The organism is Glycomyces niveus (assembly GCF_017592475.1).
In the GTDB taxonomy this organism is placed as follows: Bacteria; Actinomycetota; Actinomycetes; order Mycobacteriales; family Micromonosporaceae; genus Glycomyces; species Glycomyces niveus.
In genome coordinates, this window is sequence record NZ_JAGFNP010000001.1 from 347,785 (window position 1) to 370,264 (window position 22,480).

A 22,480-nucleotide genomic window follows, 5' to 3' on the forward strand; every position below is an offset into this window, starting at 1 on the left:
AACCCCTCTACGCGTCGCGGCGGGCCTCGAGCCCGCCGCCCGGTCCGGCGGCGGTCATCAGGTCGTCCTCGAACGCGACCCGCACGTCCGCTCCGGCGAGATCGGCGGGCCGGTACTCGCCGTCACCGATGGGCACCAGCGTAAACGCGGGCGGCTCGGTCGGGACGGCGACGGCGCCGACATCGCCGTGCTCGCCGAGCGCGTACCAGGCGAGCACGTCCCCGTCCGCGGTGCCGAGCCGCACGTAGGTCTGCAGCTCCCCGTTCCCGGCCGTGGTCCCGGCGAGCGACACGCCCGCGATCGCGCCGAGCTCGGCTTCGAGCGCGTCGCGCTCCTCCCGGCCGGCCGCGGTCTCGCCGTTGAGGAGGGCGAGGACGGCCGCTTCGTGCGCGGCGACGTCCTCGGGGGTGAAGTCGTCCGAAGCGAACAGGGCCGCGACGGCGTCGGCGCCGTCGGCCGCGACGAGGAGGCCGTCCTCCTCGGCCGTGACCGTGTAGGTCGAGCCGGAGCCGGCGGTGTAGACCCCTTCGCGCGCTCGCAGTTCCGCCGGGTCGATTTCGGCGTGCGGCTCGGGGGCCGGGATCGGCTCGCCCGCGATGAGCGCGGGCGCGATGGCGTCGACCAGCTCCCCGGCGATGACGCCGTCGCCGTTGGAGGCGACCGCGAGGGTCGTGCCGGTCTCGGGGAGCCAGGCCGCGACGGCGTTGTGGCCGGTGTCGCCGCCGCCGCCCGACGCGGTGACGACCGGCGCGCCGAACAGGTCCGGGCCCACCGACACCCAGCCGGGGATCTCCGCGGTGCCGTCGCCGTTGTCGAACCGCGTGCCCAGCAGCAGCTCGACCGCGTCCTCGCTGACGACCCCGCCGGTGAACAGCGCGTCCGTCCAGTCCCTGAGTTCGGCGGCGGTCATCGCCAGGTCGCCGTTCCCGGCGAGCGCCCAGTGCGGCCCGGCGAAACCGCCCTTCTCGACGGCGGGCGCCCCGTCGACGGTGCCGACCGCGCGCGGCCCCGGCGCGGCCGGCTCGCCGTCCCAGAACCCGCCGATCCGCTCGCCGCCGACCACCAGGATCTCCTCGGCCAGGTAGCCGCGGTAGTCGCCGGTCGCCTCGTCCACGATCAGCGCCAGCAGCGCGTACCCGGCGTTGGAGTAGAGGAACTCGGTGCCGGGCTCGAACGCGGACCGCATGCCGCTCAGCAGCGCGACGGCCGCGTCGCGTTCGAGCGGCCGATGATCCTCGCCGTACTCGCCTTCGAGGCCGCTGGTGTGCAGCAGCAACTGCTCCACCGTGGCGTCCGCGGCCGGGCCGCCCAGACCGGGCAGGAGACCGCCCGCGCGGTCGTCCAGCGCCAACGACCCGGCGTCGACGAGGTCGAGCACGGCGGCCGCCGTGAACGCCTTGCTGATCGAGCCGATCGCGAACACGGTCTCGTCGGCATTCGGCGTCTCGGTGTCCGCCATGCCGAACGCGGCCCGGCAGTCGAATCCGGCGCCGTCGCCCCAGGCGAGCGCGCCGCTGAACCCGGCGGCGGCCCAGTCGCGAATCGCGCCGGTGAACGCGGGATCGCACCCGGAGGCGCCGGTCTCCACTTCAGGGTCGGCGGTGCAGCCGGCCGCCAGCAGGGCGGCCGCGAGTAGAACGGGAATGCGTCTCATGCGCCGAACCGTAAGGGCGGCGCTGTGAACCAGGCGTAAACGAGCCGTCAGGGGCGCGGCATGTCGAGCAGCACCACTTCGCAGCGGTAGTGCTGCGAGGCGGTCATCGGGCCGCGGAACCACAGCAGCGGGGTGCGGGACGGGTCGCCGGGGGCCACGATCGGCCGCAGGTTGTCCGCATCGGAGTTCTCGGTGACGGGGGTCCACGCCCAGAACCGGCCCGCCGCCGCGGCGCGGCCGTGGAAGATCTCGCGGTGGGGGAGGACCGCCCCGTCGCGCGGGTCCACGGCGGTGGAGACGTAGACCGAACCGGGGTCGTACGGGTCGATCGCGGCGAGCCCGGTGTAGTCCTCCTCGTGCGGCATGAGCCCGGGCCCGGCCTTCGCCAGCTCGTTCACCGTCCACTCGCCCGAAGGGGCCATGCGGGCGTAGAAGAACCGCAGGTCCGGGGCGGCCCGCCGGCGGCCGAGGTCGAGCTCCTCCTCGCCCGCGCGGGCGGTGAGGACCGCGGCGACGCCGCCGTTCGCGGTGGTGCGGATGTCGGTGGTCCAGCAGTGCGAGATCCGCACCCCGTTCCAGCGCGAGCCCGCGGCGAGGACCGTGGTCAGCCCCTCCTGCGAGGGCGCTTCCCCGTTGAGGGCCTGGGGGTCCAGGACGGTGCCGTCGCTCTTGTGGAGCGCGCCGTGCTCGAGGTAGCCGTGGTAGATCGAGTTGTCGAAGTCGCGCGGGTGGTGGTCGGTGGTCACCAGGTGGAGGCGGTCTCCGGCGGCTGCATAGCGGGTGTAGCCGTTGACGTACCCGACCTTCGGCCTGGTGAACAGCTTGCCCGCGTACGACCAGGTCTCCCCCTCGTCGTCGGAGACGAGCGCGCACTGGTCGTCGTTCACCGCGCGCGCGAAGCAGTACAGCCGCCCGTCCATGGCCCGCAGGTTCGAGTAGGTGACGCCGCGGCCCTCGGTATGCGGGCTCCAGTCGAAGACCCGCTCCGGGCCCCACGCGGTCGGATCGTTCGGTTCGCTGATGCGCCAACGGGTCAGGTCGTCGGTCTTGTGCTTGGTGTAGACGGCGAGCCAGCGGCCGTCGGAGCGGCGCCACAGGGCGGGCACGTCGTGGTCGTCGGTCTCGAACCGCTCATGGAGGACCACGACCTGCGACGCGCCGGTCGCCAGGTCGACGACCGCGAGCTCGACGTTGCCCGAGCGGGCCTCGCCGCCGGGGCCTTCGGCGGCCGCGATCGACCCGACCACGAGGGTCTGCGACACCGGGTCCACGAGCGCGCGCTCGTCCTGGAACCAGCACCATGCGCCGTTGTCATTGACGACGACCGGCTCGGCGATCAAGGGCATGACGGCCTCCTTGGGCGTGTCCGCGCGGTGCGAACGCATCGAGGAGAACATATCGGAAAGCGGTATCCAGTGCCAGTGCGGCCCCGACCGCACCCAACGGCGTGCCACCAAAGGTGCAGGCCCTCAACGAAACATCGATCCCGCGACCGACGCGCCCGTCCCCACCGCGTCCCTACGCTCGGCACATGGACCTCGCACTCGCCGCCTCCCTAGCGGCCCTCGCGCTCATCGACTCGACCAGCTTCGGGACCCTGCTCATCCCGATCTGGCTGCTCCTCGCCCCCGGCCGCGTCCGCGCCGGGCGCATGCTCGCCTACCTCGCCACCATCGCCGTCTTCTACTTCGCCGTGGGCCTGCTCATCGCCGTCGGCGCCACCACGTTCATCGACGACATCGGCGCCGTCCTCGACACGAGGCCCGCACTGTGGACGCAGCTCGTCCTCGGCGTCGGCCTGCTCCTGCTGTCCTTCCGCTTCGACTCCAAGAAGCAGCAAGGCGAAGGCGGGCGCACTGCGCGCTGGCGCGAGAAGGCCCTCGGCATCGAAGGGGCCGAAGGCGAAGGCGCCACGCGCACGCGCGCCTCGGTGCTGCCGCTCATGGGCCTCGCGCTCGGCGCGGCCACCATCGAGGTCGCCACGATGCTCCCGTACCTCGCCGCGATCGGCATGGTCACCTCCGCTGGGATCGGGGCCGCCGGGATCACCGCGACGATGGCCGGGTACTGCCTCGTCATGGTCCTGCCCGCGCTCGTGCTGCTCGCGGCCCGCCTGGTCGCCCGCAACGCCGTCGAACCGGTGCTGCGGCGCATCAACGACTGGATGGTCAAGAACGCCGCGTCCACCACCGGCTGGGTGCTCGGCATCGTCGGGTTCCTCGTCGCCCGCGACGCGGCCTGGCGGCTCGGCCTCTTCGAGATCCTGCTCAACCGCTGACCCTTCCTCGAAAGCGCGCCCCGGCGACGCCCGCCGGGGCGTCGGCGCGTCCGCTTCGGGCCCGGTCCACGAGGTGATCAGGAATCGAGAAGCGCGGTGCCCCCTCCCGGAAATATCGTTGTGGACATGAGCAAGACCAGCGCATATGTCAAGGAGAACACCGTGAACGCCATCCAGACCGTCACCCTCGAAGTCGACGACACCGCCGCCGCCGAGGCCTTCTACGCCGCCGCCTTCGACCTCGGCGAGGACTCGTGGCTCCGCGTGCGGCCCGCTAAGGACCCCAGCACCGGCTTCCGCGGCTTCGCGCTCTCCCTCGTGGTCGCCCAGCCCGGCACCGTCGACAGCTTCGCCGAGACCGCCGTCGCCGCCGGTGCCACCGCGATCAAGGCCCCCGAGAAGAGCCTGTGGGGCTACGGCTGCGTCCTCAAGGACCCCTCCGGCAACATCTGGAAGATCGCCACCTCCCAGAAGAAGCAGACCGGCCCGGTCAACCGCGAGGTCGAGTCCGTGAACGTCGGCATCGGCGTCGCCGACGTCGCCGCCACCAAGCAGTTCTACATCGATCACGGCCTCACCGTCGCCAAGAGCTTCGGCCGCAAGTACGTCGAGTTCGAGGCCCCCGGCGACACCGTCTCGCTCTCGCTGTACAGCCGCAAGTTCGCCGCGAAGACCTCGTTCGTCTCGCCCGAAGGCGACGGCTCGCACCGCATCGTCTTCGGCGGCGCCGAGACCTTCACCGACGCCGACGGCTTCGAGTGGGAAGCCGCGTAGAAGACCAGCGCCGCAAGCGGATCGGCACGGGCCCGAGGCCCGTGCCGCGGCGGCGGTGACGTATCCGGCAAGCGCGGGCGGTTCGGACAATTCGTTGCCCCCGGCTGTTAGCGTGGCCGGACATCACGCGAACGGAGCAACCAATGACGGCACGACGAACCCTCGCCGCCCTCGCCATCGGCGCCCTCCTGGCCCTCAGCGCCTGCAGTGAAGACGGCGGCCTCGAGATCCCGACCGACTCGCCCACCCTCCCCGGCGAATGGCAGTCCTCCTTGGACGAACTCTCCTCCGAGATGCCCACCGACCTCGCCACGGACCTGTGGGCGATCGTCCCCGACGCCTCGCCCGAAGAGATCCTGAACAACGCCAAGGAGATCTGCGGCGACGTGGCCGCCAACGCCGATGAAGAGCAGCTCGCCCGCGACGCCGCCGAGCTCTTCGGCGTCGAAGAGGCCGAAGGCCCCACGATCGTCGAGACCGTGAAGCCCTACTGCGACGTCGTCAACCAGTAGCGCCTCCCGCAAGCCGCACGACCGACCGGGCGCGACCGCTTCCCGCGGTCCGCGCCCGTTCCAGTGCACTCCCCGAGTCCGGATATATGAGGACCAAAAGCGTCTAATGTCCGTTTTCATGGGCTCTGGTGAGGAAGCACCCACCCGGATCGCCGAAACGAGCGGTCCGGGCTTTGCGGGAACGCCGTCCGGGGCGGCTACCGTTGAAGGATGACCTACAGCTATCTCTCGAGCGATGAGGCCACGGCCGTCCTCGAGTCCAAGTACCCCAAGGCGCAGCGCCTCGCCGCGCTCTCGGACATGCTCGACGCCGAACTGCTGTGGGACCACGACGCCCGGACCTTCGTCTACGCGGTCGACTGCTGGATCGAGGGCACCGGTTACGGGACCCGCCTGCACACCTGCGCGGTCTGGAACGTCACCGCCGACAAGGACCTGGCCTTCGGGTTCTCCAAGGCCTCCCGCAAGGCCGACCCCGAGCTCGTCTCCGCCGCGGCGGACGAGATCCTCGACATGGTCGCCGCCGGGGTCGCCGCCGCCGACGACGCCGCCGCCTCGGTCGCGATCACCGCGGTCCTCCACAGCGGCCTGGCCGAGTCGCCGTCCCGCAAGCCCATGTTCGCCGCGCTCCGCGCCCAGCAGGCCGCCCGCACGACGGCCGTCTAGATCGACTCCGAAACGGGCCGCCCCACCGGGGCGGCCCGTTCTTTTGCGCGCCTCCATGCCCGAGGGGAGTGAGGCTCGCCATGCCCCAGGCGTATCGGGCCAGGTCGGCGTCCCGGAGCGTGGAACGGCCCCGCACCCCGAGTTGCATGAAAATTCAGCATCATGCATACTCATAACCATGTCTAAAGTTCTGTCCTCGCTCCCGGTCGGCGAACGCGTCGGCATCGCCTTCTCCGGCGGCCTCGACACCTCGGTGGCGGTCGCCTGGATGCGCGAGAAGGGCGCGGTGCCCTGCACGTACACCGCCGACATCGGCCAGTACGACGAACCCGACATCGCCTCCGTGCCCGGCCGGGCCGAGGCCTACGGCGCCGAGATCGCGCGCCTCGTGGACTGCAAGGCCGCGCTCGTCGAGGAGGGCCTGGCCGCCCTCGCCTGCGGCGCGTTCCACATCAAGTCGGGCGGGCGCACCTACTTCAACACCACTCCGCTCGGGCGGGCGGTGACCGGCACCCTGCTGGTGCGGGCGATGCTCGAGGACGATGTGCAGATCTGGGGCGACGGCTCCACCTACAAGGGCAACGACATCGAGCGGTTCTACCGCTACGGCCTGCTCGCCAACCCCTCGCTGCGGATCTACAAGCCGTGGCTCGACGCGGGCTTCGTGAGCGAGCTCGGCGGCCGGACCGAGATGTCCGAGTGGCTGACCGACCGGCAGCTGCCCTACCGGGACAGCAAGGAGAAGGCCTACTCGACCGACGCGAACATCTGGGGCGCCACGCACGAGGCCAAGACCCTCGAGCACCTGGACACCGGCATGGAGACCGTCGAGCCGATCATGGGCGTGCGGCACTGGGACCGGTTCGTCGAGATCGAGCCTGAGGACGTGACGATCGGCTTCGAGCAGGGCCGGCCGGTCACCATCAACGGCAAGGAGTTCGGCACCGCCGTCGACCTGGTCCTGGAGGCGAACGCGATCGGCGGGCGGCACGGCCTGGGCATGTCCGACCAGATCGAGAACCGCATCATCGAGGCCAAGAGCCGGGGCATCTACGAGGCCCCCGGCATGGCGCTCCTGCACGCCGCCTACGAGCGGCTCGTCAACGCCATCCACAACGAGGACACCCTCGCGATCTACCACGCCGAGGGCCGGCGGCTCGGGCGGCTGCTGTACGAGGGCCGGTGGCTCGACCCGCAGGCGCTCATGATCCGCGAATCGCTGCAGCGCTGGGTCGGCACCGCCGTCACCGGCGAGGTGACCCTGCGGCTGCGGCGCGGCGAGGACTACTCGATCCTCGACACCGCCGGGCCGGCGTTCAGCTACCACCCGGACAAGCTCTCGATGGAGCGGACCGAGGACTCGGCGTTCGGCCCGAACGACCGGATCGGCCAGCTCACCATGCGGAACCTCGACATCGCCGACTCGCGGTCGAAGCTCGAGCAGTACGCCGGGATCGGCATGGTCGGCAGCGCCCACCCGACCCCGATCGGTGCGGCCCAGGCCGCCTCGACCGGCCTGATCGGCGCGATGCCCTCCGGCGGCGCGGTCGCGATCGCCTCGCGCGGCGAGGCCCCCGACGACGAAGCGCTGCTGGACCACGCCGCGATCGAGTTCGGCACCGACTAGCACGCAGACGCGGCGGCGCCCCGGAGTCCACGACTCCGGGGCGCCGCTTCGCGCTACCCCTCCAGGACTTCGCGGAGGGCGGCCGCGAACTCGTCGGGCTTGCCGGTCTGGCCGTACTCGCCGCCGAGGAAGCCGCCGTGGTCGCCGGGGAACAGCACGGGCGCGGTGCCGAGCGCCTCGGCCACGACCTGCGCGGCGCGGGCCGGCAGGATCTCGCCGGAGTCGGCGCCCACCGCGAGCACGATGCGCGTCGGCGCCGCGCCGAGCGCCGCGATGTCGTGCCGGTAGGCGTTGCAGGTGACCATGTTCAGGCCCAGGAGCGGGTCGTCTCGGTCGCCGTCGTCCTCGGTCGGCAGCCCGAACGCGGCCGGGTCGGGCGCGGGCCGGTCCAGGTACGCCTCGGTGAACGGCCCCTGGTGGGAGACCAGAGCGATGAACTTCGCCATGGCTGGGCCGAACCCGGTGGCGAGGTAGGTGTCGCGGATGTCCTCGCAGGCCTTGAGGATCACCTCGGCGTCGGGCAGCTCGGCCGCCGCGGGCGGCTCGTGGGCGACGAGGGCGCGGACGTCGCCGGGGTGGCGGGCCACGAGCGCGAGGGCGTTCACCGCTCCGCCGCTGCTGGCGAACACGTCGACCGGCCCGCCGCCGACGGCCTCGATGACGCGGTGCAGGTCATCCGCGTGCTCCTCCACAGTGTTCTCCGCCGCGCCGTCGGTGCGGCGGCTGCGCTCGGAGCCGCGCGGGTCGTAGGTGACGACGCGGCGGTCGGCGAAGTGGCCCGCGAGCGTGGCGAAGCCGGGCGCGGCCATCGGCGATCCGATGAGCAGCAGGGTCGGTCCGTCGCCGTCGCGCACGTCGTAGTGCAGGACGGCGCCGGGGGCTTCGATGGTGCGGCTCTGGGGCTCGGTCATGACGTCTCCTTCAGTGGTTGTCACCGGTATTGACGACCAGCGTTCCCCGAATTCATCGGCCGGATTGACCCTCGCTCATTTTTATGCTTAAAATCTGTCGCGGACCGGGACACTTCAGGGAGGAGGCGGCGCATGGGCGGCACCCGCAAGGCGAGCATGGCCGACGTGGCCGACCTCGCCGGCGTCTCCGCGATGACCGTCTCCAACGTCATCAACCGCCCCGAGATCGTCTCCGAGGCCACCCGCGCGAGGGTCCACGACGCCATGCGCGAGCTGCGCTACCGCAACAACCTCGTCGCCCGCAGCCTGCGCCTCGCGCAGCCGCGCCAGATCGCCTACGCCCTGCCCGCCCAGGACGCCGTCGGCAACCAGTACATGGACGCGTTCGTCCACGACCTCGCCGAGAGCTGCCAGGCCGTCGACCGCAACCTTACGCTCGTCGCCGAGCGCGACACCGAAGCGCTCCTCACCGCCTGCGAGGACCTGTACTTCGGCCAGTCCGCGGCCGGGTTCGTCATCTCCAACCTCGGCCCCGACGACCTGCGCCCGGCCGGGCTCCGCAAGCGCGGCATCCCCTTCGCCGCCTACGGCCGCACCGGCGACGCCTTCGCCAGTCCCTGGAGCTGGGTCGAAGCCGATGCCGCCCAAGGCATCGCGATGGCCGTCGACCACGTCGCGGACCGGGGCCACCGCGAACTCGCGTTCATCGGCGCCGACACCGGCGTGGTCACCATGGCCCAGCGCGAGATCGGCTACCGCGACGCGTGCGAGCGCCGCGGCCTCACCGCCTCCCTCGGCCGGATCGTGCACTGCGGCCGCGACCTCGAGACCGGCGTCCGCGTCGCCGCGGCCCTCCTCGACGCGCCCGAACCGCCGACCGCGATCATCTGCGTCTCCGACCCCCTCGCGGCCGGCGCCGTCATCGCCCTCCAGAGCCGCGGCCTCGCGCCGGGCCGGGACGTGGCCGTCACCGGCTACGACGACACCACCCTCACCTCGTTCGGCGCCGTCGGCATCAGCTCCGTCCGGCAGCCGTCCGCCGCCATCGCCGCCGCCCTCGTGCGCCTCGTCATCGAGCAGCCCGAGACCCCCGAGCACCTGCTGCTGCCGCCCACGCTCGTCGAACGGTCGAGCACCGACCCGAGAGCCTAGGCAGGCGCCTTGGCGCCCAACGGTTTTTAAGCTCACAACACCTGAAACCCATCAAAGGAGACACATGTCAACCGCACCGATCCGAGTCGTCGTCTGGGGCGAGAACCGCCACGAGCAGGTCGAGCCCTCCGTAGCCGAGCGCTACCCCGACGGCATGCACGGCGCGATCGCCAAGGGCGTCAGCGCCTGGCTCGGCGACAAGGCCACGATCACCACCCACACCCTCGACGAACCCGAGCACGGGCTCACCTCCGACGTCCTCGACGAGACGGACGTCCTCGTCTGGTGGGGCCACGCCGCCCACGGCGAGGTCGCCGACGAGGTCGTCGAGCGCGTCCACCGCCACGTGCTCGCCGGCATGGGCCTCGTCGTCCTCCACTCCGGACACTGGTCCAAGATCTTCACCAAGCTCATGGGCACCACCTGCACGCTGCGCTGGCGCAGCGAGCACGACCGCGAACTGGTGTGGACGGTGAACCCGCAGCACCCGATCGCCCGCGGCATCCCCAACCCGATCGTCATCCCCGAGCAGGAGATGTACGGCGAGTACTTCGACGTGCCGACCCCGGACGAGCTCATCTTCATCTCCGGCTTCACCGGCGGCGAGGTCTTCCGCTCCGGCATGACCTACCGCCGCGGCTTCGGCCGGATCTTCTACTTCAGCCCCGGCGACCAGGACTTCCCGGTCTACCACCACCCCGACGTCAACCACGTGATCGCCAACGGCATCGAATGGGCCCGCCCCGACCGCGAGCGCGAGACGCCGACCCTGCTGCGCTACGACACCGACGACTTCTTCAACGGCCAGGGCTACCGAGGGGCCTTCGAACGATGAGCTTCAAGACACTCGACACCGAAGGGCCGCTGCGACTCGTCGTCGCCGGCGCCGGCGGCATGGGCCGGGCCTGGACGCGCAACATCCAGTCCAGCCCCGACGCCGAGCTCGTCGGCATCGCCGACCTCTTCCCCGCATCGGCCGAGTCGGCCGCCGCCGACACCGGCATCCCCGGCCTCGCCACGGGCACCGACGCGATCGAACTCGCGCAGCGCACCGGCGCCCACGCGCTCGTCAACGCCACCATCCCCGAAGCGCACCACCCGGTCACGGTCGCGGCCCTGAACGCGGGCCTGCCCGTGCTGGGGGAGAAGCCGGTGGCCGCCACCGTCGCCGAAGGCCTCGCCCTCGCGGCGCTCGCCGAGCACACCGGGCAGCTGTTCATGGTCAGCCAGAACCGCCGCTACCACCCGGCGCTCCACCAGGCCAAGCAGCGGCTCGCCGGGCTCGGCGCGGTCGGCGTCGTCTCGGTCGACTTCTTCCAGTCGCCGCACTTCGGCGGCTTCCGCGACGAGATGGCCAGCCCGCTCCTGCTCGACATGGCCATCCACCAGTTCGACATGGCCCGCTACCTCCTCGACGCCGACCCCGTCTCGGTCTCCTGCGAGGAGTACAACCCGGCCTGGAGCTGGTACGCCGGCGACGCGGCCGCGAACGCGGTCTTCGCGATGGACGGCGGCGCCCGCTTCACGTTCAACGGATCCTGGTGCAGCCCCGGCCACGAGACCTCCTGGAACGGCTCCTGGCGGGTCTCGGCCGAACGCGGCACGGTCCTCTGGGACGGCGAGAACGACCCGACCGCCGCCCCCGACGAGCCCTACGACCCCGGCCAGGACCACGGCCGGGACATCGCGGGCTCCTTGCGGCAGTTCATCGCCGCGCTGCGCCACGGCAGTGAGCCGATGGGGCGTGTGCACGCGAACATCATGAGCCTCGCTATGGTCGAGGCCGCGACGCAGAGTGCGGCGCAGGGGCGGCGAGTCGCGATCGACGACGTGCTCGACCGCTCCTACACCGCCGCGATCGCGAACGAGCGCGACCCGGAGGTGCTCGCCGTCCTGAAATCGTGGCCTTCCGTACGGGAGGCCCTGAGCGCTAAGAGGAGCGACAGTGAGTGAATCCCTCAACGTCGGCATGATCGGGTACGCCTTCATGGGCGCCGCCCACTCCCACGCGTGGCGCACCGCGCCGCGCTTCTTCGACCTGCCGCTCGCGCCGCGCATGACCGCGCTGGCCGGGCGCGACCCCGAGCGGGTCGCGGCGGCCGCGTCGAAGCTCGGCTGGGAGTCGAGCGAGACCGACTGGCGCCGCCTCATCGAGCGCGACGACATCGACCTCATCGACATCTGCGTCCCCGGGAACCTGCACGCCGAGATCGCCATCGCGGCGCTCGAGGCGGGCAAGCACGTCCTGTGCGAGAAGCCCCTCGCGAACTCGGTCGAGGAGGCCGAGCAGATGACCGCCGTCGCCGAGGCCGCGAAAGCCAAAGGCGCGTTGGCGATGTGCGGGTTCTCCTACCGCCGCACGCCCGCCCTCTCACTGGCGAAGCGCCTGGTCGAATCGGGCGCGCTCGGGCCGATCCGGCACGTGCGCGCGCAGTACCTGCAGGACTGGCTCACCGACGAGAACGCGCCGCTCACCTGGCGCCTCGACAAGTCGAAGTCGGGCTCGGGCTCCCTGGGCGACATCGGCGCGCACATCATCGACGCCGCGCAGTGGGTCGCGGGCTCCCCGATCACGGGCGTCTCGGCGATCCTGGAGACGTTCGTGAAGGAGCGCCCGGTCGGCGGCGACTTCGTGGGCCTGGGCGGCGTCGGCGGCGCCGACGGACCCAAGGGCCCGGTCACCGTGGACGACGCCGCTTTGTTCACCGCGCGCTTCGCCGGTACCGCTGAAAACCCTGGCGGCGCGGTCGGCGTGTTCGAGGCGACCCGGTTCGCGCTGGGCCGCAAGAACGCGATGCGCTTGGAGCTCAACGGCACCAAGGGCTCCCTCGCGTTCGACTTCGAGGACATGAACTCGCTGTGGTTCTACGACGCCGAAGACGGGCCGAACGCGGGCTTCCGCCGCATCCAGGCCACCGAGCCCGAGCACCCGTACACGGGCAACTGGTGGCCGGTCGGGCACGGGCTAGGGTACGAGCACGCCTTCACCCACCAGGTCGTGGACCTCGTGGGCGCCATCGCGAAGGGCGAGCAGCCGACCCCGTCGTTCGCCGACGCCCTGCGGGTCCAGAAGGTCCTCGCGGCGGTCGAGGCGAGCGCCGCCGACGACAGCCGCTGGACGGCGATCTGACGCACGCGACGTGAAGGCCCGGCCGGGATCGGCCGGGCCTTCACCGTCCCCACCTGCGGATTCGCCCCGCTCGAAAAAACTTCTGGAAACATCCCGCCGGGATGTCGAGAACCGCCGACCGGCTCCGTCCTAGGGTTGTCAGCGGCGAACGAGCCGCCCGAACCGAAGGAGGCCGTCATGGCCAAGTACCTGCTCCTCAAGCACTACCGCGGCGGACCGAAGCCGCACCCCAACGCCGCCACGCCCATGGACGACTGGACTCCCGCGGAGATCACCGCTCACATCGGGTTCATGGACGACATGATCGAGGACCTCAAGCGGCGCGGCGAATTCGTCGACGCGCAGGCCCTCGCCCCGCAGGGCGAGTTCGTCCGCTACGACGGCGAAGGGAGGCCGCCGGTCACCGACGGCCCGTTCGCCGAGACCAAGGACCTCATCGCCGGATGGATGGTCATCGACGTCGATTCCAAGGAGCGCGCCTACGAGGCCGCCGCCCACCTCTCGTCCGCGCCCGGCAAGGACGGCGAGCCGCTCCACGAATGGCTCGAGGTGCGCCCCTTCTACGGCGAAGCGCCGGCGGTCGAAGAGTGATCGATGGACACCTCCTGCGGGACCTGACCCCGCAGGTGCTGGGCGCCCTCGTCCGCCGCGGAGCCGACTTCGCGGCGGCCGAGGACGCCGTCCAGGAAGCGCTCGCCGAAGCGGTGCGCCGCTGGGACGGCGGCGCCCCAGACGAACCCAAGGCCTGGCTCGTGACGGTGGCCTGGCGCAAGTTCCTGGACGCGCGCCGCTCCGCGTCCGCCCGGGTCCTGCGCGAGGTCGCGGCCCACCGCGAACCGGCCCCCGGCCCCGTCGGGCAGGCCGACGACACGCTCCTGCTCCTGAGTCGCTGCTGCCATCCCGCCCTCTCGCCCGCGTCCGCCATCGCGCTGACGCTCCGCGCGGTCGGAGGCCTCACCACCGCCCAGATCGCCCGCGCCTTCCTCGTTCCCGAAACGACCATGGCGCAGCGCATCTCGCGCGCCAAGCGCACCCTCGCGGGGGAGCGGTTCGAGGAACCGGGCGACGTGCGGGCCGTGCTGCGCGTCCTCTACCTGATGTTCGACCAGGGCTTCGCCGGCGACGAGTCCGAAGAGGACCTGTCGGCCGAGGCGATCCGCCTAGCCCGCCAGCTCGTCGCCTCCGTGCCGCACGACCCGGAGGCCGCGGGCCTGCTCGCCCTCCTCCTGCTCCACCACGCGCGCCGCCCCGCCCGCCGCACCGCCGCGGGCGAACTCGTGCCCCTCGCCGAACAGGACCGGTCCCTCTGGGACACCGGCATGATCGCCGAAGGCGTCGACCTGCTGCAGCACGCGCTGGCGATGGACCGGGTCGGCGAGTACCAGGCGCAGGCCGCGATCGCGGCTCTCCACGACGACGCGGCCTCGGCCGAGGAGACCGACTGGCCGCAGATCCTCGAGTGGTACGACGAGCTCGAGCGGCTCACCCCGGGCAGCCCGGTCGTGGCGCTCAACCGCGCGGTCGCGGTTGGCCACGTCGACGGCCCGCTCGCGGGGCTGCGCCTGGTCGAAGCGCTCGATCCGGGCCTGCCGCGCCGCGACGCCGTCGCCGCGTACCTCCATGAGCGCGCGGGGAACCGGGCGGAGGCCGCCCGCCTCTACCAGGCGGCCGCGCAGGCCACTGTGGTCATGGCCGAGCACACGCACCTGCTCAAGCAGGCCGCGCGGCTCAACCGGGCCTAGCCGAGCTTCACACCGGTGTGGGCCTCGAGCCGTTCGATCAGTTCGTGCTGGAAGTCCGGGTCCGAGGCCGCGGGGTGCGAGCGGCTGACCTTGCGGTGGTACCAGTAGCCGCCGGTGCGCGGCTCGATCGCGCCGTCAGGGGCCGTCGCCAGCCACTCCTGCGTCCGGTGCCCCGCCTCGAGGTCCCCGGGCGCGCCCGGGCCGCCCATGCGCGTCGGGACCCAGCCCGGATCCACCACGTGCGCGACGGTGTCGGCCCAGCGGCGCGCGACCGCGAACGCGAGGGTGGTCACGTACAGCTTCGAGTCCTCGTACGCGCCGGGCCGCACCCGCGTCTCGGCGAAGTCGATCGCTCCGAGGTCGGTCGAGCCGTCCCGGTGGTAACCGGAGCTGAGGTAGACCAGCCGGCGCGGCTTCGCCATCGCCGCCGTCAGCAGATATGGCGCGATCGTATTCACTTGCAGCGCAAAGGGATCGCGGTACACGCCGGCGTTGTGGACCACCGCGTCGAACCGGCCGAACGCGTCGGCCTGCGCGGCGACCGACAGGGTCTCGTCCATGCGCGAGAGGTCCCCGTGGACGGCCCCGTGCAGCGACCCGATGTCCGGCACCCGGTCCTTGCTTCGAGTGTGGACGACGACATCGTGCCCCTCGTCGGCCAGCGTCCGGGCGGCGGCCTCGCCGAGCCCCGTCGAGGCCCCGGTGATCAGGATGAGCGCCATGGGCGTCCTTTCGTCGAGCCTACGAGGCCGAAGATACCGCGCCCGATAAGCGGTTGCGGCCGACCGGCCCGGCGGTGTGTCATCTGGGAATGGGAATCGAACTGAACACGCCGGAAACCGCCGACCTGGGCCGAGCGCTTGCGGCACTGCGCGAATGGCAGTCCGACGACGCGCCGATGCAGCTGCACCCGGGCGACCTCGGCTGGTTCTGGCGCTTCGGCGCCGACGCGACGGCCGCGGCCGTGCGGACCTGGAGCCAGGACGGCCGGGTGCTCGCGTTCGGGTTCCTCGACGGTGACGATGTGCTGCGGGTGACGACCGCGCCCGAACGCCTCCACGACGCCGCCCTCGCCGAGCGGATGGCCGCCGACATCGCCGACCCCGAACGCGGCGTCCTTCCCGCGGGCAAGGTCAACGTCGAAGTGCCGACCGGCGCGGCCCTCCACGACCACCTCGCCGCCATCGGCTGGGGCACCGACGAAGCCTGGACGCCGCTGCGCCGCGACCTGACCGCACCCGTGGAGGACCCGGGCCTGCGGATCGAAACGGCCGGACCCGGACAGGCCGAGCTGCGCGCCGGACTGCACCGGTCCGCGTTCGAAGGCTCCACGTTCTCCGCCGACCACTGGCGTGCGATGGCCTCCGGCCCCGAATACGCCGACGCCCGCTGCCTCATCGGCTACGACGGCCCCGATGCCGTTGCGGCCGTGACCGTCTGGTCCGCCGGACCCGGCAGGCCCGGCATCATCGAACCGATGGGCGTCCACGCGGACCACCGCGGACGCGGCCACGGCAAGGCCGTCTGCGTCGCCGCGGCCGCCGCGCTCCGCGACCTGGGCGCATCGAGCGCGCTCGTGTGCACCCCGAGCACCCTCACCGGCGCGGTCGCCACGTACCGCTCCGCCGGATTCGAACCGCTCCCCGAACGCCTCGACCGCCACCGCGAGGGATAACTGGCCCTGCCCCGCGGCCATGCGATGTGAGAGCATGTCGTCTGTCGCCGCGCGGTCGCACCCGGAGGAACACATGCTCAAGACTTCCCTAGGCGAAGGCGCCGAACTGCGCCCCTTGACGCCTGACCTGGCCGACGAGTTCGCGGCCCACATCGACCGCGGCCGCGAGTTCATCGGGCGGCACGTCGGCATGGCCGACGCCATTCCCGACGCTGACGCGGCCCGCCGGGTCCTGGAGACCTTCGCCGAGAAGGCCGCCGCCGACACCGGCCGGATGTGGGGGATCTGGCTCGACGGCACGCTCGTCGGCGGCGTCCTCTTCCGCAGCATGGACTTCCGCATGGAGACCGCCGAAGCCGGATGCTGGCTCGAACCCGCCGCCGTCGGCAAGGGACTCGTGACCCGCGCGGTCTGCGTCATCATCGACTGGGCGATCGAGGTGCGCGGGATCCACCGCGTCGACTGGTGGGCCTCGACCGAGAACACCCCCAGCATCAACGTCGCCAAGCGGCTCGGCATGACCAGGGAAGGCGTCGCGCGCGAGGCCTACCTCCACCGCGGCGAACGCTACGACATGGAGATCTGGTCGGTCCTCGCCCCGGAGTGGCGGGCCGCGCGCGACGCCTGAGGCCTACTCCAGGCGCAGCAGCTTCGCGCCGTGCGCCGGGACCTGCAGCCGCACCGCACCGTCCTTGACGGGCACCTCGGCGCCCTCCCACAGGTCGCGGGCGCTGGTGCGGCCCGCACTGCCGACGTCGGCCAGGTGCACTTCGAGGTCCGCGGGCTCGTCGCCGAGCCAGAACACCGCGCACGCGTCCGCGTCGCCCAGGTCGGCCTGCCAGACCACGAGCGAGTGGTCGCGCACGACCTCGCGGCTGCCTTGGTTGCCCAGCAGCGCGAGCACTTCGGCGTTCTGGAGCAGTTCGAGCGTGTCGGCCGGAGTATCGGGCAGGTGCCCGCCGAACATCAGCGGCGAGCGCATCACGCACCACAGCGTGAGCATGGTGCGCTGCTCTTCGATCGTCAACCGCGACAAGCGGTCCTCGCCCACGTGCGCGCGGATGCCGACGTGCCCCAGCGGCAGCATGTCGGCGTCGCCCCATGAACCGGGCTCCTGGTGCGGCGCCCAGCGCGCGGCGCGCTGGAACATCTCCTTGAGCCCGTACCAGTCGTCCCACAAGTCGTCCGAGATCCGCCACATCTCCGAGTACCGCCGCAGCTCGTCCAGGTGCGCGAGCGACAGCGCCTTGCCCGGCGAGAGGCTGAGCACGATCGGCCGCCCGCACCGGTCGATCGCCTCCGAATAGGCGGCGATCTCGACGGCCTGCGTCGGCGGGTGGAGCACGTCGTCGAGCTTGACGAAGTCCACGCCCCACTCGGCGAACTGCGCCACCTGGGAGTCGTAGTACGCCTGGGCGCCGGGCGCGGCGTGGTCGATGCCGAAGTTGTCCGGGTTCCAGGTGCATGCGTTGCCGCGGTCGGCGATCCGGGACGCGGTGGTGTCGCCGCCGAGGACCGGGAGGTCGAGCTCGACGGCCTTCTTCGGGATGCCGCGCATCATGTGCACGCCGAACTTGAGGCCCAGCGCGTGGACGCGGTCGGCGAGCGGCTTGAAGGACCCGTCCTTCGCCGACGGGAACCGGTTCGGCGCGGGCAGCTGGCGGCCCCATGCGTCCAGGACCGGATCGGCGACGTCGTTGTACCGGTGCTCGCCCGGGTTCGGCTCGTACCACTGGATGTCGACCACGATCGTGTCCCAGCCGTACGCCTTGAGGTGGGCGGCCATGAACTCGGCGTTGGCGACGACCTCGTCCTCGGTCACCGACCCTCCGAAGCAGTCCCAGCTGTTCCAGCCCATGGGCGGCAGTTGCGCGGCGCGCTTGCGCGCGGAGTTCGTCGTCATGGCACCACGGTAACCGTGACGAAGCGAACGCGAATCCGGCCCGCTTAGCCGTTCCTCCGGGATCCTTTGCTCGGCTAGCATCGCCCCTCGTGGGCAATCACGTGAAGCGCGAGACGGCGGTGGACTCCGCCAACACCGGGCTCTGGGTCGCGCACGGGACCGCCCCCGCGATGGGCCGCGCCCACAGCCACGACGACATCGAACTCAACGTCGTCACCAGCGGCGCCATCGAATACCTCATGGGCGAGCGCCGCGTCCGCGTCGAGGCGGGCCAGTCGGCCGTCTTCTGGGCGGCCCTGCCGCACCGCCTGCTCTCCCTTCCCGGCGAGCCCGCCGGGATCTGCTGGGTCCACGTGCCGCTCGCGACGTTCCTGACCTGGGACCTCCCCGCGCCGGACCTCCGCTCCCTCCTCGAAGGGCGCCCCGCGCTCGCCACCGTCCCGCCGGACGTGGACGCCGCCAGCGTGTGGCGCCGCTGGGAGTCCGAGCTCGCGCTCGGCGACGGCGTCGCCGCCCTCCTCGAAGTCCACGCGCTCATGCGCCGCACGCTCCGCGCCGCCCGCACCCGGCCCGCCGCCACCGGCCCCAGCTCGCGCCCGCTCGAGATGGCGGCGTTCATCATGGACCGCTTCCGCGACCCCATCGGCGCGGCCGACGTGGCGGCCGCCGTCCACCTCAACCCCGAGTACGCGATGACGCTCTTCCGCAAGACCTGGAGCATGACCTTGGGCGACTTCCTCCTGCGCCGCCGCGTCGCCGAGGCCCAGCGCCTCCTCGCCACCACCGACCTCGACTGCACCGCGGTCGGCTACGCCGCCGGCTTCGGCTCGGGCAGCACCTTCTACGCCCAGTTCGCCAAACTCGCCGGCACGACCCCCGGCCAGTACCGGGCCGCCCTCCGCTGACCGCTCACAGCCGCACGACGATCAGCGAGATGTCGTCGCGGCCGCCTTCCGCGACGCCGAGCTCGTCCAGCACCGCGTCGGCCATGTCCTCCGGACTCTGCTCGCAGTGGTGCGTCAGGACCTCGCACAGCCGGTCCAGGCCCATGTCGATGCCCTCGTCGCGCCGTTCGATGAGGCCGTCCGTGTAGAGCACGAGCGTGTCGCCCGGAGCGTAGGGATGGCCCGCCTGCGAGCACGGCACGTGCTGCGGCCGGGCGCCCAGAGGCGGGTCGACGTGCTGGTTCAGCAGATCGCAGCCGCGGTCGGGGTGCACCAGCACGGGCGGCGGGTGCCCGGAGTTGCTGTAGATGATGAGCCCGCTGCTGGGGTCGACCAGCGCCTCGACGGCCGTCGTGTTGAGCGCGCCCTCCATCGAGCGGGCGTACAGCGTCAGCACCTCGAGCGCGTGCGCGGGCCGCTCCAACGCCCGGATCGCGGCGTTGAGCACGCTGCGGAGCATCCCCATGACCGCGGCGGCCTCCAGCCCGTGCCCGACCACGTCGCCCACCCCGACCGAGAAGCGGTCCCCGGTCAAGTCGACCAGGTCGTACCAGTCGCCGCACACGTTGAACGACTCGATGGCCGGCCGGTACCGCACCGCCACGTCCGAGTGCTTCGCGAGGTCCGGCGTCAGCAGCATGGCCTCCTGCAGCGTGACCGCGACCTGGCGGTCGCGCAAGTTCGCCTGCCGCAGTTCCTCGTTGAGGTCGTGCAGCTCCCGCGCGCGGTCGTACAGCTCGGCCTCCAAGGCGATCCGGTCGGAGAGCTCGACGCTCGGCATCTGGTGGCTCAGGGCGCTCGACCGCACGAATTCGGTGACATCGTCCGAGCGGATGAAGATGTGCTCGACCTTCCCGTCCGCCCCGAGGATCGGGGTGAACACCGGCGACCACCAGCGCTCCTCGAACTCTCCGGGCCGGCCCGCCACCGGGATGTCGTAGTGCAGGATCATCGAATCGGGCTTGCCGCTCTCGAGTACCCGCTCCAGCGACTCCAGGACTTTCCGCATGCTCCCCGCGGTGCCTTCGCTCTCCGGGAACGCGTCGAAGAGCCGGCGCCCCACGAGATCCTCCCGCGTGCGCCCGGTGGTCTCCAGATACGCCTGGTTGGCCTCGACGATCACCAGGTCAGCGGTGACCACGATATACGGGGAGGGCATCGTCGCGAACCATGCGGCGTAGTCCAGATCCGGCATCTTCCGACCGCCTTAGCGCCTAGGGCCCCATCAGCCCCTCTACTACCGTTAATACCAGTACCCGGCCTCGAGAACCCGGAAACCGCGACCAGACCCGCTCGCCGCACCTGTCATCGTCAACCTGGTAAACAAAATAGTGCGCGCACCTCTTGCCCCGCCCAGAGTCGTCTTGTTAGGTTCGGTCTCCCAACTAAGCGGCCGGCCCCTCCGGCCACCCCTCGCCCCTTTGGAGCGCGCGTGCAACGACCAGTCCAAGTGGTGGAGCTCCGGGAAGGCCCGGGCGACCGCAGGTTCGACGGGATCGGGGCGGTGAACGGAGGCGGGGCGACCTCGGTGCTGCTCAAGGACTATCCGGAACCGCAGCGCGGTCAGATCCTCGATCTCGTGTTCGCGCCGAAGTTCGGGGCGTCGGTGAGCGCGATGCTCGTCGAGGTCCCCGGCGACGGCAACTCGACCCAGGGCTCGATGCCGAGCCACATGCACACCCGCGGCGACCTGAACGCGTACCGCGGCTACACGTGGTGGGCGATGAAGGAGGCGAAGCGCCGCAACCCGGCGCTGAGCCTGGACGCGGTCGCCTGGAGCGCTCCGGGCTGGATCGGCGAGGGCGAGTTCTGGTCGCAGGACATGGCCGACTACTACGTCTCCTGGGCCAGGCTGCTGCGCGACGTGCACGGGCTCGACCTCGATGCGATCGGATGCCGCAACGAGAAGGGCGTGAGCCTCGACTTCGCCAAACGCCTCCGGGCGGCGCTCGACGAGGCCGGATTCGCATCGGTGCTGCTGCACGCCTTCGACAACTGGCCCGACGACAAGTTCGACTTCGTAGATCAACTCCGGCGCGACCCTGACGCCGCCAAGGCGATCGACGTGATCGGCGCGCACGTGATGTACGGCAACGGCGTGCACGCCCCGGCGGCGGTGCAGGAGTGGGCCGAGGCGGCCGGCAAGCCGATCTGGAACACCGAGGACCACGTCTACCTGCCGGGGTTCGACTGCCTCATCGGCATCGTGGCGTGCTTCAACGAGAACTACCTGCGCAGCAAGGCGACGAAGACCGTCCTCTGGTACGACATCGCCGGGGTGTATCCGATCGAGCCGTACGCCGTGGAGCCGGCCATGATCCTGGCGCACGAGCCGTGGAGCGGCCACTACCGGGTGCGCGAGGCGCTTTGGGGCTACGCGCACTACGGCCAGTTCACCGAACTCGGATGGACCTATGTAGACGAAGCCTGCGCGTTCCTCGACAGCGGCGGCAGCGTCGTCGCACTCCGCTCGCCCGCAGGCGATTTCAGCGTCATCGCCGAGACCAAGGACGCCGCCGCCCCGCAGCGGCTGCGCGTGCGCGTCCCCGGCGACCTGGCGCAGGGCCCGGTGACGGTGTGGCGCAGCGACGCCGCCGAGCAGTTCCGCCACATGGGCCACCTGGCGATCGAAGACGGCGCGGTCGAGATCGACCTCGCACCGGACTCGGTGTACTCGCTGTCGACCACGACCGGCCAGCGCAAGGGCGGCTTCGCCGACGTGCCTGCCAGCGCGCCGTTCCCCTTCCCTTACCGCGACACCTTCACCGGCTACGGCGACCCGGCCGCGCGCGGGCACCTGCCGCGCTTCACCGCCGACATCGCGGGGGCCTTCGAGCTCGTCCCCGCCCCCGAGGGCACCGGCACCTGCCTGCGGCAGGTCGTGCCGGCACCGACGCTCTCGTGGGCCCCGGACTGGCGGCCGTACACGATCATCGGCGACGCGACCTGGAGCGACTACGAGGTGAGCGTCGACGTCCGGCTCGAGGCCGGGCAGAGCGCCGCCCTCATGGGTCGCATCAACGAGGTCGGCACCGGCTACGGCTTCATCCCCAAGTGCTACCTGTTCCAACTCGCCGCCGACGGCGCCTGCCGCCTGGTCTGCGTCAACGGCAAGGGCGACCCGAACGAGCTCATCGGCGACGCCGAACAGCAGGCCCTCATCGCCGCCGGAGGCCGCAGCCCCGGCGGCGAGCACACCCTCGCCGAGGCGACGGCCGCCCCAGGCCCGGAGCAATGGCGGCGTCTGACGCTCAGGTTCGAAGGCGCTCGCATCACCGCCCTGCTCGACGGCGGACAAGTCCTCGAGGCAGTGGACGAGACCCACGGCGCCGGTATGGCGGGCCTGCTGGCAGGGACCGAACCGTCTTTCAGCACACCCCATTTCGCCGATCTGGTCGTCAAGGAACTCGACTCCGACGACCCGCTGCCGCGAACCGACGCGGGGGAGCGGCTGTACCGGCCGCGGCTTCGGTACACATAGGGAGCATGAACTATCCCTATTGTGGATTCAT

Annotated in this window: 21 protein-coding genes; 15 read left to right on the forward strand and 6 right to left on the reverse strand. The window is 71.5% G+C overall.

Features of this window, described 5'->3' with window-relative positions:
* Positions 1-7 precede the first annotated feature (7 nt).
* The gene (locus J5V16_RS01660; protein WP_208494206.1) at positions 8-1,654 is read right to left on the reverse strand and encodes a serine hydrolase domain-containing protein; all 1,647 of its coding nucleotides are present in this window, start codon (positions 1,652-1,654) and stop codon (positions 8-10) included.
* 47 nt (positions 1,655-1,701) lie between these two features.
* Entirely contained in the window at positions 1,702-3,039 is a 1,338-nt protein-coding gene (locus J5V16_RS01665; protein WP_208494207.1) for a BNR-4 repeat-containing protein, read from the reverse strand.
* A 146-nt stretch (positions 3,040-3,185) separates the two neighbouring features.
* Between J5V16_RS01665 and J5V16_RS01670 the strand changes: the two genes are divergently transcribed.
* The 5 genes from J5V16_RS01670 (at position 3,186) to argG (ending at position 7,511) form a co-directional block, all read left to right on the forward strand.
* A complete protein-coding gene (locus J5V16_RS01670; protein WP_208494208.1) occupies positions 3,186-3,932 on the forward strand; it encodes a GAP family protein in 747 nt (248 codons plus the stop codon).
* Positions 3,933-4,094: 162 nt separating this feature from the next.
* Positions 4,095-4,706: a VOC family protein gene (locus tag J5V16_RS01675; RefSeq protein WP_208494497.1), complete on the forward strand. Its 612-nt coding sequence runs from the start codon at positions 4,095-4,097 to the stop codon at positions 4,704-4,706.
* A gap of 143 nt (positions 4,707-4,849) precedes the next feature.
* Positions 4,850-5,218 carry a hypothetical protein gene (locus tag J5V16_RS01680; protein WP_208494209.1) on the forward strand — a complete coding sequence of 123 codons (369 nt, stop codon included), beginning with the start codon at positions 4,850-4,852 and terminating at the stop codon, positions 5,216-5,218.
* Between the two features lie 210 nt (positions 5,219-5,428).
* Positions 5,429-5,884 (forward strand): hypothetical protein, encoded by a 456-nt coding sequence (locus tag J5V16_RS01685; protein WP_208494210.1) that lies wholly within the window; start codon positions 5,429-5,431, stop codon positions 5,882-5,884.
* A 178-nt stretch (positions 5,885-6,062) separates the two neighbouring features.
* Positions 6,063-7,511 (forward strand): argininosuccinate synthase, encoded by a 1,449-nt coding sequence (gene argG / locus J5V16_RS01690; RefSeq protein WP_208494211.1) that lies wholly within the window; start codon positions 6,063-6,065, stop codon positions 7,509-7,511.
* 53 nt (positions 7,512-7,564) lie between these two features.
* Here the strand turns inward: argG and J5V16_RS01695 are convergent, their stop codons facing one another.
* A complete protein-coding gene (locus J5V16_RS01695; protein ID WP_208494212.1) occupies positions 7,565-8,422 on the reverse strand; it encodes an alpha/beta fold hydrolase in 858 nt (285 codons plus the stop codon).
* A gap of 132 nt (positions 8,423-8,554) precedes the next feature.
* Between J5V16_RS01695 and J5V16_RS01700 the strand changes: the two genes are divergently transcribed.
* The 6 genes from J5V16_RS01700 (at position 8,555) to J5V16_RS01725 (ending at position 14,446) form a co-directional block, all read left to right on the forward strand.
* A complete protein-coding gene (locus tag J5V16_RS01700; protein WP_208494213.1) occupies positions 8,555-9,574 on the forward strand; it encodes a LacI family DNA-binding transcriptional regulator in 1,020 nt (339 codons plus the stop codon).
* A 64-nt stretch (positions 9,575-9,638) separates the two neighbouring features.
* Entirely contained in the window at positions 9,639-10,409 is a 771-nt protein-coding gene (locus tag J5V16_RS01705) for a ThuA domain-containing protein (RefSeq protein WP_208494214.1), read from the forward strand.
* Positions 10,406-11,527, forward strand: coding sequence for a Gfo/Idh/MocA family protein (locus tag J5V16_RS01710; RefSeq protein WP_208494215.1), 1,122 nt, complete (start codon positions 10,406-10,408; stop codon positions 11,525-11,527). Before J5V16_RS01705 ends, J5V16_RS01710 begins: the two co-directional genes overlap by 4 nt.
* Before the next feature lie 16 nt (positions 11,528-11,543).
* Complete coding sequence (locus J5V16_RS01715) at positions 11,544-12,704, forward strand: Gfo/Idh/MocA family protein (RefSeq protein WP_208494498.1); 1,161 nt, start codon at positions 11,544-11,546, stop codon at positions 12,702-12,704.
* Between the two features lie 177 nt (positions 12,705-12,881).
* Entirely contained in the window at positions 12,882-13,295 is a 414-nt protein-coding gene (locus J5V16_RS01720) for a YciI family protein (protein WP_208494216.1), read from the forward strand.
* A complete protein-coding gene (locus J5V16_RS01725; protein WP_408612359.1) occupies positions 13,295-14,446 on the forward strand; it encodes an RNA polymerase sigma factor in 1,152 nt (383 codons plus the stop codon). Before J5V16_RS01720 ends, J5V16_RS01725 begins: the two co-directional genes overlap by 1 nt.
* Here the strand turns inward: J5V16_RS01725 and J5V16_RS01730 are convergent.
* The gene (locus J5V16_RS01730) at positions 14,443-15,168 is read right to left on the reverse strand and encodes an SDR family NAD(P)-dependent oxidoreductase (protein ID WP_208494218.1); all 726 of its coding nucleotides are present in this window, start codon (positions 15,166-15,168) and stop codon (positions 14,443-14,445) included. The two genes, J5V16_RS01725 and J5V16_RS01730, sit on opposite strands and share 4 nt — an antisense overlap.
* An 89-nt stretch (positions 15,169-15,257) precedes the next feature.
* On the opposite strand from J5V16_RS01730, the gene J5V16_RS01735 reads away from it, so the two are divergent.
* Positions 15,258-16,121 (forward strand): GNAT family N-acetyltransferase, encoded by an 864-nt coding sequence (locus J5V16_RS01735; protein WP_208494219.1) that lies wholly within the window; start codon positions 15,258-15,260, stop codon positions 16,119-16,121.
* A gap of 73 nt (positions 16,122-16,194) precedes the next feature.
* Positions 16,195-16,749, forward strand: a complete 555-nt coding sequence (locus J5V16_RS01740) for a GNAT family N-acetyltransferase (protein ID WP_208494220.1) — start codon at positions 16,195-16,197, stop codon at positions 16,747-16,749.
* Between the two features lie 3 nt (positions 16,750-16,752).
* Here J5V16_RS01740 and J5V16_RS01745 read toward each other — a convergent pair whose 3' ends face one another.
* Positions 16,753-18,024: a glycoside hydrolase family 27 protein gene (locus tag J5V16_RS01745; RefSeq protein WP_208494221.1), complete on the reverse strand. Its 1,272-nt coding sequence runs from the start codon at positions 18,022-18,024 to the stop codon at positions 16,753-16,755.
* A gap of 89 nt (positions 18,025-18,113) precedes the next feature.
* On the opposite strand from J5V16_RS01745, the gene J5V16_RS25305 reads away from it, so the two are divergent.
* A complete protein-coding gene (locus J5V16_RS25305) occupies positions 18,114-18,929 on the forward strand; it encodes a helix-turn-helix domain-containing protein (RefSeq protein ID WP_208494222.1) in 816 nt (271 codons plus the stop codon).
* A 4-nt stretch (positions 18,930-18,933) separates the two neighbouring features.
* On the opposite strand, the gene J5V16_RS01755 is transcribed toward J5V16_RS25305, so the two are convergent.
* Entirely contained in the window at positions 18,934-20,163 is a 1,230-nt protein-coding gene (locus tag J5V16_RS01755) for a PP2C family protein-serine/threonine phosphatase (protein ID WP_208494223.1), read from the reverse strand.
* Positions 20,164-20,400: 237 nt separating this feature from the next.
* Here J5V16_RS01755 and J5V16_RS01760 point away from each other — a divergent pair, with 237 nt between their 5' ends.
* Positions 20,401-22,449, forward strand: a complete 2,049-nt coding sequence (locus J5V16_RS01760) for a glycoside hydrolase family 30 protein (protein ID WP_208494224.1) — start codon at positions 20,401-20,403, stop codon at positions 22,447-22,449.
* Positions 22,450-22,480 lie beyond the last annotated feature (31 nt).

Excerpts from the sequence above, each read along its gene's own strand:
- J5V16_RS01660 (WP_208494206.1), bottom strand. The coding sequence starts at position 1,654 with ATGAGACGCATTCCCGTTCTACTCGCGGCCGCCCTGCTGGCGGCCGGC.
- J5V16_RS01665 (WP_208494207.1), bottom strand. The coding sequence starts at position 3,039 with ATGCGTTCGCACCGCGCGGACACGCCCAAGGAGGCCGTCATGCCCTTG.
- J5V16_RS01670 (WP_208494208.1), top strand. The coding sequence starts at position 3,186 with ATGGACCTCGCACTCGCCGCCTCCCTAGCGGCCCTCGCGCTCATCGAC.
- J5V16_RS01680 (WP_208494209.1), top strand. The coding sequence starts at position 4,850 with ATGACGGCACGACGAACCCTCGCCGCCCTCGCCATCGGCGCCCTCCTG.
- J5V16_RS01685 (WP_208494210.1), top strand. The coding sequence starts at position 5,429 with ATGACCTACAGCTATCTCTCGAGCGATGAGGCCACGGCCGTCCTCGAG.
- argG (WP_208494211.1), top strand. The coding sequence starts at position 6,063 with ATGTCTAAAGTTCTGTCCTCGCTCCCGGTCGGCGAACGCGTCGGCATC.
- J5V16_RS01695 (WP_208494212.1), bottom strand. The coding sequence starts at position 8,422 with ATGACCGAGCCCCAGAGCCGCACCATCGAAGCCCCCGGCGCCGTCCTG.
- J5V16_RS01700 (WP_208494213.1), top strand. The coding sequence starts at position 8,555 with ATGGGCGGCACCCGCAAGGCGAGCATGGCCGACGTGGCCGACCTCGCC.
- J5V16_RS01705 (WP_208494214.1), top strand. The coding sequence starts at position 9,639 with ATGTCAACCGCACCGATCCGAGTCGTCGTCTGGGGCGAGAACCGCCAC.
- J5V16_RS01710 (WP_208494215.1), top strand. The coding sequence starts at position 10,406 with ATGAGCTTCAAGACACTCGACACCGAAGGGCCGCTGCGACTCGTCGTC.
- J5V16_RS01715 (WP_208494498.1), top strand. The coding sequence starts at position 11,544 with ATGATCGGGTACGCCTTCATGGGCGCCGCCCACTCCCACGCGTGGCGC.
- J5V16_RS01720 (WP_208494216.1), top strand. The coding sequence starts at position 12,882 with ATGGCCAAGTACCTGCTCCTCAAGCACTACCGCGGCGGACCGAAGCCG.
- J5V16_RS01730 (WP_208494218.1), bottom strand. The coding sequence starts at position 15,168 with ATGGCGCTCATCCTGATCACCGGGGCCTCGACGGGGCTCGGCGAGGCC.
- J5V16_RS01735 (WP_208494219.1), top strand. The coding sequence starts at position 15,258 with ATGGGAATCGAACTGAACACGCCGGAAACCGCCGACCTGGGCCGAGCG.
- J5V16_RS01740 (WP_208494220.1), top strand. The coding sequence starts at position 16,195 with ATGCTCAAGACTTCCCTAGGCGAAGGCGCCGAACTGCGCCCCTTGACG.
- J5V16_RS01745 (WP_208494221.1), bottom strand. The coding sequence starts at position 18,024 with ATGACGACGAACTCCGCGCGCAAGCGCGCCGCGCAACTGCCGCCCATG.
- J5V16_RS01755 (WP_208494223.1), bottom strand. The coding sequence starts at position 20,163 with ATGCCGGATCTGGACTACGCCGCATGGTTCGCGACGATGCCCTCCCCG.